Here is a 14995-nt window from a genome sequence, read left to right as displayed (position 1 = left end):
GTTAATGAATAAACAAGAAGGTAAACATAGAATATTAATTTTAGGAGCTAATGGTTTTTTAGGAAATGCCATTTATAAAGAGCTTTGCTCCTATTTTAAAACTTTTGGCACTTACAATACGTCAAACACACAATTAGAAAAAAACAATCATTTTTTTCAATACAATATTGAAGAAGATGATGTTTATGAAATTTTAGATATTGTAAAACCAACCATCATCATCTCAGCACTTCGTGGTGATTTTTCAAAGCAAGTTATAGTACATCAACATTTAGCAGAATATGTTTTTACTAAAAAAATTAAACTTCTTTTTCTATCATCGGCAAATGTTTTTGACGCATACAGCAAATACCCAAGTTATGAAACCGATAAAACCTATAGCAACAGCATCTACGGTCATTTCAAAATAAAAATTGAAAACATGCTATTGCGCTTACCTAAAAACCAAGTAGCTATTTTAAGACTTCCAATGGTTTTTGGTTCAAAATCACCCAGAATATATGAAATTATTCAGCATGCAAAAGAAAAAGAACCTATAGAAGTATTCCCAAATTTAATAATGAATGTAACCACAGATACCAAAGTAACACAACAAATTCACTACATAATAAACCGAAATAAATCGGGCATTTTTCATTTAGGAAGTAGTGATTTGGTACATCATGATGATTTTTTTAAAGACATTATCAAATCATTAAAAATTGAAAATCCTATTATAAAACAAGTCTATACAACAAATGATGAACGTTATTTGGCAGTATTACCAAAATATAACTTACTCCCAAAAAATTTACAATTAATAAGTCAGGAAATATTAACAGCGTTAGAACTATAAGTTGATTTTAATTTCTGAAATTAGTAACTTGATGAAAATTTAAAAACTATAATTATGAGTAAACTTTCAGCAGAAGCTATAGAAAAACGATTATTACATTTTCCAGATTGGGATTATTATGATGATGCCATTCATGCCGAATTTGAATTCGACAATTTCAAAGATTGCTTTAGTGCTATGAGTAGAATTGCTTTTGAATGTGAAGCCTTAAACCATCACCCCGATTGGTCTAACACATATAATGTTTTAACCATTTCTTTATCAACGCACAGTGCCAATGGTGTAACCGAAAAAGATTTCAAATTAGCCGAAGCCATAGAAGCCATTGTAGAACCAGAAGATGAAGACGCATAAAAGTATTTAAGTACTATTATAAAAATTAATAACTATTATTTCAATTCGCAGATTTTTTTAAATTTGCCACAGTTTAAAAACGTTTAAACTTTTAATATTAAACAGAAATTATGGGAAGAGCTTTTGAATTTAGAAAAGCACGTAAAATGAAACGTTGGTCTGCCATGAGTAAAGCCTTTACTCGTATTGGTAAAGATATTGTAATGGCAGTAAAAGAAGGTGGTCCAGATCCAGCAGGTAACGCTAGGTTAAGAGCTGTAATGCAAAATGCAAAAGCAGTAAACATGCCTAAAGACACTGTTGAACGTGCCATAAAAAAAGCAACCGAAAAAGGTCAAGGTGATTATAAAGAAGTAATTTTTGAAGGCTATGCACCACACGGTATTGCCATTTTAGTTGAAACTGCAACTGATAATAATACTAGAACCGTAGCCAATGTACGAAGCTATTTTAATAAATGTGATGGTAGTTTAGGTACTTCAGGTTCGGTAGTTTTTATGTTCGATCATACCTGTAATTTTAGAATAAATGCAGAAGGATTAGATGCAGAAGAAGTAGAACTAGAATTTATAGATTATGGTGCAGAAGAAGTTTTTGCAGATGAAGATGGCATTTTAATTTACGCACCTTTTGAAAGTTTTGGAGCTATACAAGCTGCTTTAGAGGAAAAAGGTATTGAAATTTTATCGTCTGGTTTTGAACGTATTCCGCAAGTAACAAAAGCCTTAACACCAGAACAAGTTGCCGATGTTGAAAAACTTTTAGAAAAGTTAGATGATGATGATGATGTGCAAAACGTATATCACACCATGGAGGAAAGTGAAGATTAAATTTATTAGAACTTTAAATATTAAAAAGGCTATCAGAAATTGATAGCCTTTTTAATTAGGGAAAAAAGTTATAATTTTAAAAAATAAACATATGTGTATTAAAAATGACAAATAATATAACAATTACGTGGGGAATTATTGGATGTGGTAACGTTACCGAAGTTAAAAGTGGACCAGCATATAAAAACACGTTAGGTTTTGAGTTGGTAGCTGTAATGCGACGTGATGAAGAAAAAGTTAAAGATTATGCTAAAAGGCATGGTATTAAAAAATATTATACCAATGCTGATGATTTAATTAATGATGAAACTATTGATGCCATATATATTGCAACACCACCAGATACCCACAAGCTATATGCCTTAAAAGTGGCCAAAGCAGGTAAAATTTGTTGTATTGAAAAACCTATGACACCTACTTATGCTGAAAGTTTAGAAGTATTTAATGCTTTTAATGAAAAAAACATTCCACTATTTGTAGCATATTATAGACGTTCTTTACCTCGATTTTTAAAAATTAAAGAGTGGTTAAATAATAATTATATAGGTGACGTTAGACACATTAATTGGCATTTTAGTAAACCGGCAAGTGCCATTGATAAATCAAAAAATTATAATTGGCGAACAGATGCCAACATAGCACCTGCTGGATATTTTGATGATTTAGCAAGTCATGGTTTAGATTTATTCAATTTTTTATTAGGTGATATTAAAGAAGTTCATGGTATTAGTTTAAACCAGCAAAATAATTATACAGCAAAAGATGCTATAACTGCTTGCTGGTTGCATGAAACAAATGTTACTGGTTCGGGTAGCTGGAATTTTGACTCTCATCATTCTATAGATAAAGTCTCTATTTACGGAAGTGATGGTAAAATTGAATTTTCTATTTTTCATGAAAATGCATTAGTCTTAGAAAGTGTTACAAAAAATGAAGAACTTTTTATTGATAACCCTACACATATACAAATAAACCATGTTGAAAGTATGCGCGATATGCTAATTAATAAAAATTCTCAGCATCCATCAACAGGAAAAACAGCACTTCATGCCAATTGGGTAATGGATAAAATTTTAGGAGTTATATAGTCTGATTATTAAATTTAAACGAACAACAATAAACACCTTTTAACATTATCACTGGTATATAATAAATTGTTTTGTAGTATTTTTAGCTTGACTAATTCAAAAAAATAATCAAAGGATAACATCCTGCTAACATTCCTATTGCACTATGAAACAAAAACATTCACGGGTTACTAACCTAATTTGCATTGCTTTTACAGCGCTTCTATTTGTATCTGTTCAAGATATGGAAGCTCAAGACAAGAAAAAGAAAAACAAAAAAGGTGATGCTACCGAAATTCCTGCACCTCCTACTAAAAAGGAAAAAACAATTGCAGAACTAGTAAAAACTAGTAAAAAAATTGATGGTTTATTCCCCATTTATCAAGACACCATTACAGGAACCATACAAATGATTATATCTGACAATCAAGTAAATAAAGAATTTATTTACTTCAGTCAAATTGCAGATGGCGTTTTAGATGTAGGTAGAGTAAATAGAGGTTCTTACATGGGTTCTAAAGTTGTTAAAATTGAAAAATATTTTGACAAAATAGAATTTGTTGCTCAAAACACGTCGTTTTATTTTGATCCTGAAAGTCCATTATCAAAATCAAAAGACGCTAATATTACCAATGGTAATTTAGCTAGTTTACAAATTGAAGTATACGATAAAAAAAAGGGACTTTATTTAATTAAAGCAGACGAACTTTTTTTAAACGAAACCTTTGCACAAGTTAAAAGACCAAGTTCGCCAGGAGAATCGCCAACAGTTTTCAAACTTGGAAGTTTAAACAAAGCAAAAACAAAAATTAATTCTATTAAAAACTATTCTGAAAACACAAACCTAGAAGTAGAATATGTGTATACATCACCTTCTGTTTTAAATAATGGTTCAAGTGCTGTAGCAGATGGTAGAAACGTTAGCATAAAGGTATTTCAAAGTTTAATGGCTATGCCAGAAAATAATTATGAAGTACGATATGATGACCCAAGAGTTGGCTATTTCACCACCCAAATTGATGATAAAACCACAACCAATAGCATTGATTATAGAGATTTAATTCATAGATGGCATTTAGTAAAAAAAGATCCTAATGCTGCTATTTCTGAACCTGTTGAACCTATTACTTGGTGGATAGAAAACTCTACGCCTTTAGAATGGCGAGAAACTATTAAAGAAGGTGTTTTAAAATGGAATATAGCCTTTGAAAAAGCAGGCTTTAAAAATGCTATGGTGGTAAAAGTACAACCAGATGATGCTGATTGGGATGCTGGCGATTTAAAACACAACGTATTACGTTGGACTTCTTCTCCTGAACCGCCTTTTGGTGGCTATGGTCCAAGTTTTGTTAACCCAAGAACAGGTCAAATTTTAGGTGCAGATATTATGCTAGAATTTGTTCATTTTACAAATCGTGTGTTTTATGATAAAGTTTTTAGTTTAGCTTCACTTGAAAAACCTTTTGAAGCTTCAGAAGAAAACAATACAGACCATTTATACTGTTCACTTGGGCATCAAATACAAGAAGAAATTATGTTTGCAAACGCTGCAGCTTCAACATTTGCGAACTCAGATTTAGAGATGGAACGCATCAAAAAAGAATCGATGTTAGCACTTATTATGCACGAAGTTGGACACACGTTAGGCTTAAACCATAATATGAAAGCAAGTCAGTTATTTTCACCAGCGCAATTAAATGATGCAGAATTTATTGAAGGAAAATGTTTAACAGCTTCTGTAATGGATTATGCGGCATTAAACATTACTAGAGATAGAACTAAACAAGGACAATATGATGATGTTACGGTTGGACCTTATGATATTTGGGCAATTCAGTTAGGATATACGCCTTTTAAATCTGAAAATGAAAGACAAGCGTTATTAAACGAGTCTACCAAACCAGAGCATATTTTTGGAAATGATGCTGATGATATGCGCGCGCCTGGAAAAGCTATTGACCCACGAGTTAATGTTTCAGACCAATCAAACGACCAAATTACATGGGCAATAGATCGTATGGAATTATCAAACGATTTAATGAAAAATGCTAAAACCAAGTTTACAAAATCTGGTGAATCGTATGAGGAACTTAGACGTGTTTATTACTTATTAAGTTCGCAAAAAGCAACATCTGCTGGCATCATTTCAAGGTTTATTGGTGGTGTATATATTGATCGTGCTATGGCAGGACAAAGCGGTGGAACAAAACCTTATACGCCTGTAAGTTTAAAAGATCAAAAGCGTGCTATGGCAGCATTAAGTAATTATGTATTTGCTCCTAATGCGTTTGATGTACCTAATGAGCTATTTAACTATTTAGCAGTACAACGTAGAGGTTTTAATTTTAGAACGCCTGAAGATCCAAAAATTCATAATCAAGTGCTAACGTATCAAAAAAATGTATTGAATCATCTTTTACATTATAATACATTACAAAGAATTACAGATTCTGAATTATATGGAAATGAATACAAATTATCTGCGTTTATGACTGATTTAAATAACGCTATTTTTAAAGCAGATATTTATGGAAACGTTAATTCTTTCAGACAAAATATTCAGTTAGAATATACAAATATGTTGATTGGTATTTTAACTGGAAAACAAGGTGATAATTACACAAACAATGCAAAGTCTATGGCTTTGTATAATTTAAAAAATATTAAAACAATGGCAGGTTCAACAGGTGATGTCGCTTCAATAGCACATAAACAACATTTAAAAATACTTATTGATAATGCATTAGAAGACGTGAAATAAACTTGTAAATTGTTTAAAATAAAAAAAGCTACTTCATTCGAGGTAGCTTTTATTTTGTGATTTAGTGATGTTTCTTTTTAGGAACAAATGGTATTGTTTACTTTATGTTTCATTACTACTACACAATTATTATAATTATTTCAATTTCTATGCCATATTTATGAATATTCAGCAATTTTTCCTTTTACACCTTCATAAAACTGTTGCATAAATTTAAAATCGGCTTCTATATCTTCCGTAGGATAAAAAGGTTCAGATATTCTGTTTTGTTTATTTTCAAAATCGAGTGTGAACATAATTATTGGAACGTTGGCTTTTTTAGCTATATAGTAAAAACCTGTTCGCCACTTCGCTACTTTTTTTCTTGTTCCTTCGGGCGACAAAGTTATTCTAAATTCTTCTTTTTCTTCAAATAAATTAGCTATAATTTCTACTTTATTTTCACTAGTACTTCTATCTATTGGCACGCCTCCTAATGCTTTAAAAAGTAATCCAAATGGAAAAATAAAAAGTTCCTTTTTACCTATAAAATTGGTTTTAACGTTTAATACAGACCGCAATAAAATTCCTATGTAAAAGTCGTGCCAACTTGTATGAGGTGCAGCTATAATAACAGCTTTTTTAATGGTGTTTTTTGATATTTGGGTATTGCCTACAACTTTCCATCCTAATAAATTAAAATAGATACGTTTGGCTAACCACTGCATATTACATTTTTTGATAAAGTTCTTTAAGCTTTTTAGGAGTTATGATGGTTTTCCAGTTTTTGCCTAATGCATTTTCCCAAAGTGGTACTAAATTTAAAGTGATACTTATCATTTTATCAAAATCTGCATCGCTTAAATTAGCACAAATACCTTGCGGTAATGTAATGTTATGCTGTTGCTTCATTGCTTTAAACAACGTTACGCCTTCTGGGTAAAATTCTTCTAAATGATCAAAAACTATACAATTACCAATACCGTGTTTTACACCTAGTAAAAAAGCTAAAGCATAACTCATAGCATGTGCTACACCAACTTGTGAATAGGCAATACTCATACCACCATGCCATGAAGCCATCATAAGTTTTTCTTCAGATTCTGTTTTGGTTAAATTGTTTTCTAAAAATACCTCTTTACACAGTTCTAAAGCCATATTGCCATACGTTTCGCTAAAAGTATTTAAATATGTACCTGTTAAAGATTCTATACAGTGAATATAGCAATCCATACCTGTGTAAAACCACTGGTCTGTTGGCACATCTTTAGTAAGTTCAGAATCTAAAATAACTTGGTCAAAAGGTGTAAAATCAGAATTAATTCCTAGTTTTTTTTCAGGACCAATAAGTACAGTAGTTCTAGAAACTTCAGCACCTGTACCAGAAATAGTTGGAATACCAACATGGTAAATAGCTTCGTTTTTTACCAAATCCCAACCTTGATAGTCTTTTGCTTCACCTTCGTTAGTAAGCATTATTGAAACAGCTTTAGCTAAATCTAAAACCGAACCACCACCAATACCAATAATACCTGATGGTAATGCTTTTGTTGTTAAAATAATATCTTCAACTAAATCATCAACTTGTATGGTTGTTGGTTCTTTTATGGTTGAAACAAAAACAATTTTGTCTTCATAAGATAATGGAATTCTTGATGTTAACCAAGCATTTCCTTTAAAAACATCATCTACCAAAAAAATAAAAGGCGCATGAATGCTTAAGCGTTTTGGGGCTAAAATTTCACTTAACTGATTGAAACTACCTCTGCCAAAAATAACTCTTGGCACCATTGGAAAGTTTTTATAACTCATTTAATATTTTTTCTTTTTCGAACGTAAAAATACTACAATTTTAATTTTACAAGTTCATTAATTTAATAATTTAAGTAAGTCTCTTAAAGTATTAATTGTTTTATATGTTTTGCCATTGGTTTCCTGTTCGGTTACTTGCTCGTGTGCCCAAGTGGTATGAAATGGTACGTGAATAGCATGTGCTTTTATGTTTACTAAAGGTAAAACATCTGATTTTAAAGAGTTTCCAATCATTAAAAACTCTGAAGGTTTAATATCTAAATGATTTAATAATTTAGAATAATTAGCTTCTTTTTTATCACTTAAAACCTCAATGTGATGAAAATATTTTGTTAAACCCGATTTTTCTAATTTACGCTCTTGGTCAAGTAAATCGCCTTTTGTTGCTAAAATTAATCGGTATTTTGGTGATAATACTTTTAACACATCTTCAACACCATCTAATAATTCAACTGGTTTGTTAAGCATATCTTTTCCTATATTCAAAATAGCCTCTATAGATTTTGTTGATATGTTATAATTTGATTGTTCTAAAGCACTTTCAACCATAGATAACACAAAAGCTTTTACACCATAACCGTACATTGGCAAATTGTCAATTTCCTTTTTAAAAAGCTCTTGATCTATAGTATTTAAAGTTTCGTATTCAGACAATAAGTTGCCAAATTCCATTTCGGCTTCACGAAAATATGTTTCGTTAACCCATAAGGTATCATCGGCATCAAAGCCAATTACTTTTATGTTTTGATAATTTATTTCCATTGTTTTTTAGCGCGTTCTAAATCTTCTGGTGTATCTATTTCTACACCTTCGGTAGATGTTTCAACCATTTTTATACGCTTACCATATTCCAGATAACGTAATTGTTCTAGTTTTTCTGAAGCTTCTAAAGTTAGCATTGGTAATCGATAAAAATCTAACAACGCTTCTTTTCTAAAGGCATAAACACCTTTGTGTTTAAAATATTTAGCACCCGCATTTTTATCTCTTGGGTATGGAATTGGACTTCTTGAGAAATAAAGAGCAAAATCAAACTTATCAAGAACGACCTTTACGGTATTTGGGTTGTTTATTTCATCTTCATTAGTAATATGAACCATTAATGATGCTAAATCTATTTTTTTATCATGGTCATCTTTAAAAACAGCTATCAATTTCTCTAACGATTCTTTATCAGTAAACGGTTCATCACCTTGCACATTAATAACAATGTCAATATCTAAAAATTCAACTGCTTCTGCTATTCTATCACTTCCGCATTCGTGTTCTTTTTTACTCATTACCGCCTTTCCGCCATTATTTACAATTTCATTATAAATAATATCACTATCGGTAACAACCAAAACATCATCAAACAATTTGGTGTTTACAGTAGCTTCATAGGTACGAACAATAACTGTTTTACCACCAAGGTCTTGCATTAGTTTACCTGGAAAACGTGAAGCACTATAACGTGCCGGAATCATCGAAATTATTTTCATGCGATGTAATTATTGTTGTTCAATTGTCGCATGCTGTTCGCTATTAATCATTTTATTAAATCATTAAAATATTTAACATGCTCGTTTCATATTAATAAAAATTCTGCGTCAAAAATAACATAAATATTAGTGGTTTTTGGTTTTACTTGGTGTAAACTTTTTATATAAGACGAAAATGATGTAAAGTAAAATAAGTACAACTATAAATGCTAACAACGGCAGAAATATGGAAACTATTGCCATAACTATTGAAGTACCAGTTTCTACCGTTGAAACTAAAGAATTTGCAATACCACCTGTTGTAGCTGTTGATGTTAATCGTGTTGCACTTGCAGTTCCTGAAATGGCTGTAGCCGTTCCTCCACCCGCAATAATGGCTAATGCCCATGTGATTACAGGACTTAAATCTGCCACAGTTGAAAGCATTACTGCAGTACCAGCCAAAGCCGCTAATGGTACAGAGATGGTATCTAAAAGGTTATCAATGTAAGGTATAAAATAGGCGAAAATCTCTACTAGAGTTGCAACACCAAGTGTAATTAATGCTGTACTACTTCCAATCCACTGCCAAGAATCATTCAACTGCCAAACATCAAAATAAGCTGCTAAACTTAAAGCGAATAATGGTAAAAACACACGAAAACCTACGGACGCTGAAAGTCCGATACCTAGGCAAATACTGATGATGGTTTCTATTGTCATACAATTATAATATCAAGAAATTAAATCTCAAAAAAATCATCTTTAAAACCAATAAGATACAATTTTTCTTTGGCTCTTGTTATTGCGGTATATAACCAACGTAAATACTCTTTATCAATACCATTTGGCAAATAAGGCTGCTCTACAAAAACAGTATTCCATTGGCCACCTTGCGATTTATGACAGGTAATAGCATACGAAAATTTAACCTGTAACGCATTAAAATGTTTGCTTGCTTTCACTTTTATAAACTTTTTATAATTGCTAGTTTCGTTTTCAAAATCTTTCATCACTTCTTGATACAATCGGTTTGAATCTTCATAAGATAATGATGGTGTTTCAGCTTCAATAGTGTCTAAAAGTAAAACGGTTTCAAAAGGTGTCATTCTAGGATAATCTACCATGCGAATCTTTACTTCCGCAAAGCGAAACCCATATAATTCTTCAATTCTAAAAATTTCTAAAACTTCAATAATATCGCCGTTGGCTATAAAACCTGCTTCACTAGTTGGTTTTACCCAAAAATAATTATTTTTTACTACCATTAAATAGTCGCCGGCAGATAGCTCACTTTCATTAAACAAAATACGATTACGTATTTGTTGGTTGTATAAATTGGCACGTTTATTACTTCGAACAATTATGGCTGTTTCTTCGTTGCCTAAGCTGCTGTATGCATCATTTATTGCATCCATTATTTCATAACCATCAGTTAGCCTAACAATATCTTTAAAACCTGCTAAATCAAACTTAAATGAATCGTTTACATTATTAGATAGTGCTTCTCTTAAAACGGTAGCATTTACCAAAATACCCGAATCTTGTTCTTGCCTAACAACTTCATCCAATTCCATTTTGGTCACTTCCTTGTTATAATTTAGGGCTAACATATTTTCATCAAGCGCTGGACTTAAATCTAACTTTACAGGTGGCAATTGAGCGGTATCACCAATTAAAAGAAGCTTGCATTGATGCCCTGAATATACGTATTGCATTAAATCATCTAGCAACGAACCGTTTTCAAATAATTTTGAATCGCCTGGCGTGTCTGGTATCATAGATGCTTCATCTACAATAAAAATAGTATTTTTATGTTTGTTGGGTTGCAATACAAACGATACACCACCACCCTTTTCTTTTTTGGGAAAATATATTTTTTTATGAATTGTAAAAGCTTCTTTTCCAGAATAATTGGCAATAACTTTAGCTGCTCTACCCGTTGGTGCTAGTAGTACAGCGCTTTTTTTTGCCTTCCATAAATTAGTAACAATACTACCAACTATGGTTGTTTTTCCTGTACCTGCGTAGCCTTTAAGCACATAAAGGGTGTTTGGAACCTTATTAATGATAAACTCTGAAAGTTGTTGTAAAACAATATTTTGTTTAATAGTAGGTTGAAACGGAAACTGCTGTTTTATAAGGGAATAGAATTCAGAAGAGGTCATTAATATTTATAAATTATAAATTATTCAAAGATAGTAATGATTTTTACTGTGAATTGATTTTAACGATTAAAAAAAAATTGTAGATTTGCGAAACACCTTTAATAAACTATTTAAATTATAAAACGATTATGTTGAAATTTATTCTTATTGCTGTTGCAGCTATACTGCTTACAATTGTCTTGGTTAAGTTAGTTGATAAATTTATACCTTCAAAATTTAAGCCTGTATTAAATATTGGCCTTTGGGTATTAATTGCTTTTCTTGCTTATCAAACTTACATATCTATTTACACACCTATTTTGTTCAACCAAGAAAAAGATAAGCGTTATTCTCAAGTAATTAAAAATTTAATAGATATTAGAGATGCTCAATTAGCTTATAAACAAGTTAATGGAAAATTTACTGATAATTTTGATGAATTAGTAAAATTTATTGAAAACGGAAAATACACAATCATACAACGTAAAGATACGCAAGTTTTAGATGTTGAAGCTACAAAACGTTTTGGTGTTGATACTTATAAAGATAAAGTTATTATAGATACCTTAGGATTTGTTTCTGTTAAAGATTCATTATTTAAAAAATCTACACGTTACAAAACCATGATGAATGTACCTGTTGGAAAAGAAGGTGAAAAATTTAAACTACAAGCAGGTTTTATAGACCAAAATGATATTAAAATACCAGTTTTTGAAGCTTCTGTTAAAAAAGATGTTATCTTATTTGACCAAGATAGAGATATGGTAATTCAAGAAAATCAAGTTGTTTCGGTTGATGGCGTAAATGGAGATGCTTTAAAAGTAGGTTCTATGAACGAAGTAAATACCAACGGAAACTGGCCTAAAACTTATGGCTCAAACGAATAATACGTTAAACAAACTAACTAATCTAGAACTGTCCATTCAAATAAGTTTGAGTGGACTTTCTTTTTGTATTTTACAACGAGATATCAATACTGTAATTGCCCTTAATGAAATTAGTTTTGATAAAAAACTAAACCCTTTAGAGGTTTTAGAGAAACTTAAACATCTATTTAACGCTGAAGGCATTACACAAAACGATTTTGGTGATATCACAATTTTACACGATAACGACCTTTCTACGCTTGTACCAAAACCGTTATTTAATGAAGATTGTATAGCCGATTATTTAAAATTCAACTCAAAAATACTAAAGTCCGATTTTATTGCTTTTGATGAAATTTTAATAAACGATAGCGTAAATGTTTATGTACCATATATAAACATAAATAATTTTATTTACGACCAATTTGGTGCGTTTACCTTTAAGCATACATCAACCGTATTAATTGAACAAATTTTGCAAATTGAAAAAAACGCGAGCGTACCTAAAATGTATGTAAACGTTAGTAACAATCATTTTAAAACCATTGTTATAAATAACGCAAAACTTATATTGTATAATACGTTTGAATATAATTCACCTGAAGATTTTTTATATTACATTCTTTTCACCATAGAACAACTAAACCTAAATCCAGAAACTTGCCATTTAGTGTTTATAGGTAACATAGCAAAAGATGATGTTTTATACAATATAGCCTATAAATACATTAGACATATAAGTTTTGGTAGCCGAAATGAAACGTATACGTATTTAGAAAAGCCAAAATCAAATCATTCAAATTTCACTTTAATAAAAAGCTTATAATGCGCATTGTTTCAGGAATATATAAAAGCCGAAAAATTGTAGCACCAAAACATTTGCCTGTGCGACCTACTACCGATATGGCAAAAGAATCGTTATTCAACATTATAAACAATCATTTTTATTTTGATGAGCTAATAGTACTCGATTTGTTTGCAGGTACAGGAAATATAAGTTACGAATTTGCATCAAGAGGTACAGAACATATCACCTGTGTCGATCAAGATTTTGGTTGTATAAAATTTATAAATCAAACTGCCGAAACTTTCAAAATGCCTATTCAAACTATTAAAAGCGATGTGTTTAAATACCTAGAAAAGGCAACTCTTCAAGCCAACATTATATTTGCAGATCCACCATACAACTTCACCGATGACGATTTTGCAAAAATACCAGAACTCGTTTTTCAAAACAATTTACTATTAGAAGAAGGCTTACTAATTGTAGAACATTCAAAACATACCAACCTATCCAATTTAAAAAATTATAGCTATTCAAAAAGTTATGGAGGTAATATGTTTAGTTTTTTTGAGCATACACTTCCTTAATTACTTTCATAATTCCTTTTTTTTCAGTATATTAGAGTTTCCCTAAGAGTGCCCAACTCTAGCGTTTACTTACAATGAATGTATTTTCATTGTACTTGTTTATGGTTTGCTATTAATATCAACCAATTAAAAACCATAACATGAAAACATTAAAAACATCTTTAGTAATAGCATTACTTTTTTGCTTTACTACCAATTCCATTTTAGCACAAATGGCGTATCAAATTCATCAAGACAATGTAAAACCATCTATGGTGATGCAATATGAAAAAGTAGCCAAAGATTTTACAGAAGCCTGCAAACAGCACAAACCACAAACCAGTTGGGTAACTGCTAGAACAAACGATTTAAAATACCTTTACATTACACCCATAAAAAATATGGCAGATTTAGATAAAACGCCGTTTTCAGACATGGCAAAAACTATGGGTGATACATGGTCGAAATTTTTTGAAGATTTTGATAAATGCTACGATTCACACAGCAGTTACATTATACATTTAGTAGAAGATTTAACTTATATGCCCGAAGGTGTAACCATAACGCAAGATGGACAAAACTACCGTAATTGGTATTATATTTATTTTACACCACAAAACGCAGCCAAAGTGCGCGAAGGCATGAAAGCTATAAAGGAACTTTACAAAACCAAAGGATCAAAAGAATACTACCGTATTTACCGAAATGGTTTTGGTACTACCGAAAACTTTTATCTAGTAGCCGTATCATCAAAAGATGAAATAGATTCTGCTACCCGAAGCAAAAAAAATGAAGACGTACTAGGTCCAGACCGTTGGGAAACCTTTAGCAAAGTGATGAATTACGCAACGAGGTTTGAAGAATATGCCGGCGAAATGCGACCAGATCTATCCTACTCGCCTAAATAAGTTATTGTTAGCATCTTTCATTTTGTAATTATAAACCCTTCTTTTTAAACAAAAAAGAAGGGTTTATTTATAAGTAAGTAAATCTATAAGCCGAATTCTGTTCATCCTGAACATGTTTCAGGATCTACCCGAAACAAATTACAAGAATACCTTATCATTTATCTGAGTGCATTGTTACCAATACACTTTAGCTGCTTACCCTCCAGCATTGGGCGTGCAACCCTTAAACGCTGGTTTACATAGCATTGCACCACATAGAGTTTACCTGGTTTCACTACAGCATTACCTGTACATACTTTCTGTTGCACTTGTCCTAACCTCTCGGTTGGTGGCCATTAACCACTATATTGCACTACGGTGTTCGGACTTTCCTCCTCCCGAAAAATATCAGGAAGCGATAAGGCGATTTACTTAGCCGCAAAGGTACAATTAACAATGAATAATAAACAATGTAAAATTCAAAATTAGTATTACTTATTGGTAACCGTATCTTACTAAACGAGAAACCTAATAAACTTTATAAATAGTTAGATAATTCTTTGATGGATATAGATTGTTTTTTTTAGTTCGTTTAACGTTTATGTGTAAGGAACGTTGCGTGTTTGAGTGCGAGGATTTTCCGAAGG

At 31.3% G+C, this 14995-nt stretch carries 15 protein-coding genes and 1 other RNA gene; 9 read left to right on the top strand and 7 right to left on the bottom strand.

The features are described 5' to 3' along the window. Positions 1 to 4: 4 nt before the first annotated feature. The 5 genes from ACFQ1R_RS00790 to ACFQ1R_RS00770 all read left to right on the top strand — a co-directional run bounded on the left by ACFQ1R_RS00790 (position 5) and on the right by ACFQ1R_RS00770 (position 5847). A complete protein-coding gene (locus tag ACFQ1R_RS00790) occupies positions 5 to 835 on the top strand; it encodes a sugar nucleotide-binding protein (RefSeq protein WP_379924178.1) in 831 nt (276 codons plus the stop codon). A gap of 54 nt (positions 836 to 889) precedes the next feature. Beyond that, positions 890 to 1189: a 4a-hydroxytetrahydrobiopterin dehydratase gene (locus ACFQ1R_RS00785; RefSeq protein WP_379924177.1), complete on the top strand. Its 300-nt coding sequence runs from the start codon at positions 890 to 892 to the stop codon at positions 1187 to 1189. A gap of 110 nt (positions 1190 to 1299) precedes the next feature. Continuing rightward, on the top strand, positions 1300 to 2019 hold the full coding sequence (locus ACFQ1R_RS00780) for a YebC/PmpR family DNA-binding transcriptional regulator (RefSeq protein ID WP_379924176.1): 720 nt from the start codon (positions 1300 to 1302) through the stop codon (positions 2017 to 2019). A 104-nt stretch (positions 2020 to 2123) separates the two neighbouring features. Continuing rightward, positions 2124 to 3107 (top strand): Gfo/Idh/MocA family protein, encoded by a 984-nt coding sequence (locus tag ACFQ1R_RS00775; RefSeq protein ID WP_379924175.1) that lies wholly within the window; start codon positions 2124 to 2126, stop codon positions 3105 to 3107. 145 nt (positions 3108 to 3252) lie between these two features. Beyond that, positions 3253 to 5847 (top strand): zinc-dependent metalloprotease, encoded by a 2595-nt coding sequence (locus ACFQ1R_RS00770; protein ID WP_379924174.1) that lies wholly within the window; start codon positions 3253 to 3255, stop codon positions 5845 to 5847. 158 nt (positions 5848 to 6005) lie between these two features. Here the strand turns inward: ACFQ1R_RS00770 and ACFQ1R_RS00765 are convergent, their stop codons facing one another. The 6 genes from ACFQ1R_RS00765 to ACFQ1R_RS00740 form a co-directional block, all read right to left on the bottom strand. Continuing rightward, a complete protein-coding gene (locus ACFQ1R_RS00765) occupies positions 6006 to 6554 on the bottom strand; it encodes a 1-acyl-sn-glycerol-3-phosphate acyltransferase (RefSeq protein WP_379924173.1) in 549 nt (182 codons plus the stop codon). A gap of 1 nt (position 6555) precedes the next feature. Then, a complete protein-coding gene (locus tag ACFQ1R_RS00760; protein ID WP_379924172.1) occupies positions 6556 to 7638 on the bottom strand; it encodes an iron-containing alcohol dehydrogenase family protein in 1083 nt (360 codons plus the stop codon). A 57-nt stretch (positions 7639 to 7695) separates the two neighbouring features. Then, positions 7696 to 8400, bottom strand: coding sequence for an HAD family hydrolase (locus ACFQ1R_RS00755; protein WP_379924171.1), 705 nt, complete (start codon positions 8398 to 8400; stop codon positions 7696 to 7698). Further along, positions 8391 to 9119, bottom strand: coding sequence for a 3-deoxy-manno-octulosonate cytidylyltransferase (gene kdsB, locus ACFQ1R_RS00750; RefSeq protein ID WP_379924170.1), 729 nt, complete (start codon positions 9117 to 9119; stop codon positions 8391 to 8393). The genes ACFQ1R_RS00755 and kdsB overlap by 10 nt, the downstream gene beginning before the upstream one ends. Before the next feature lie 126 nt (positions 9120 to 9245). Next, positions 9246 to 9821: a DUF4126 domain-containing protein gene (locus tag ACFQ1R_RS00745; protein ID WP_379924169.1), complete on the bottom strand. Its 576-nt coding sequence runs from the start codon at positions 9819 to 9821 to the stop codon at positions 9246 to 9248. 20 nt (positions 9822 to 9841) lie between these two features. Continuing rightward, on the bottom strand, positions 9842 to 11266 hold the full coding sequence (locus ACFQ1R_RS00740; RefSeq protein ID WP_379924168.1) for an ATP-dependent DNA helicase: 1425 nt from the start codon (positions 11264 to 11266) through the stop codon (positions 9842 to 9844). 128 nt (positions 11267 to 11394) lie between these two features. Here ACFQ1R_RS00740 and ACFQ1R_RS00735 point away from each other — a divergent pair, with 128 nt between their 5' ends. From ACFQ1R_RS00735 to ACFQ1R_RS00720, 4 genes are all read left to right on the top strand, one after another. Next, entirely contained in the window at positions 11395 to 12132 is a 738-nt protein-coding gene (locus tag ACFQ1R_RS00735) for a hypothetical protein (RefSeq protein WP_379924167.1), read from the top strand. After that, complete coding sequence (locus ACFQ1R_RS00730) at positions 12116 to 12937, top strand: DUF3822 family protein (RefSeq protein ID WP_379924166.1); 822 nt, start codon at positions 12116 to 12118, stop codon at positions 12935 to 12937. The genes ACFQ1R_RS00735 and ACFQ1R_RS00730 overlap by 17 nt, the downstream gene beginning before the upstream one ends. Further along, a complete protein-coding gene (rsmD, locus tag ACFQ1R_RS00725; protein ID WP_379924165.1) occupies positions 12937 to 13482 on the top strand; it encodes a 16S rRNA (guanine(966)-N(2))-methyltransferase RsmD in 546 nt (181 codons plus the stop codon). Before ACFQ1R_RS00730 ends, rsmD begins: the two co-directional genes overlap by 1 nt. A 140-nt stretch (positions 13483 to 13622) precedes the next feature. Further along, positions 13623 to 14369: a hypothetical protein gene (locus ACFQ1R_RS00720; protein ID WP_379924164.1), complete on the top strand. Its 747-nt coding sequence runs from the start codon at positions 13623 to 13625 to the stop codon at positions 14367 to 14369. 70 nt (positions 14370 to 14439) lie between these two features. On the opposite strand, the gene rnpB is transcribed toward ACFQ1R_RS00720, so the two are convergent. Next, positions 14440 to 14783, bottom strand: an RNA gene (gene rnpB / locus ACFQ1R_RS00715) — RNase P RNA component class A. Positions 14784 to 14995: the final 212 nt, after the last annotated feature.

Origin of the sequence: Mariniflexile jejuense, from assembly GCF_042675665.1 — a bacterium.
Lineage (GTDB): Bacteria > Bacteroidota > Bacteroidia > Flavobacteriales > Flavobacteriaceae > Mariniflexile > Mariniflexile jejuense.
The sequence above is the reverse complement of the archived record's forward strand: the minus strand, read 5'-3'. Positions and strand labels throughout refer to the sequence as shown.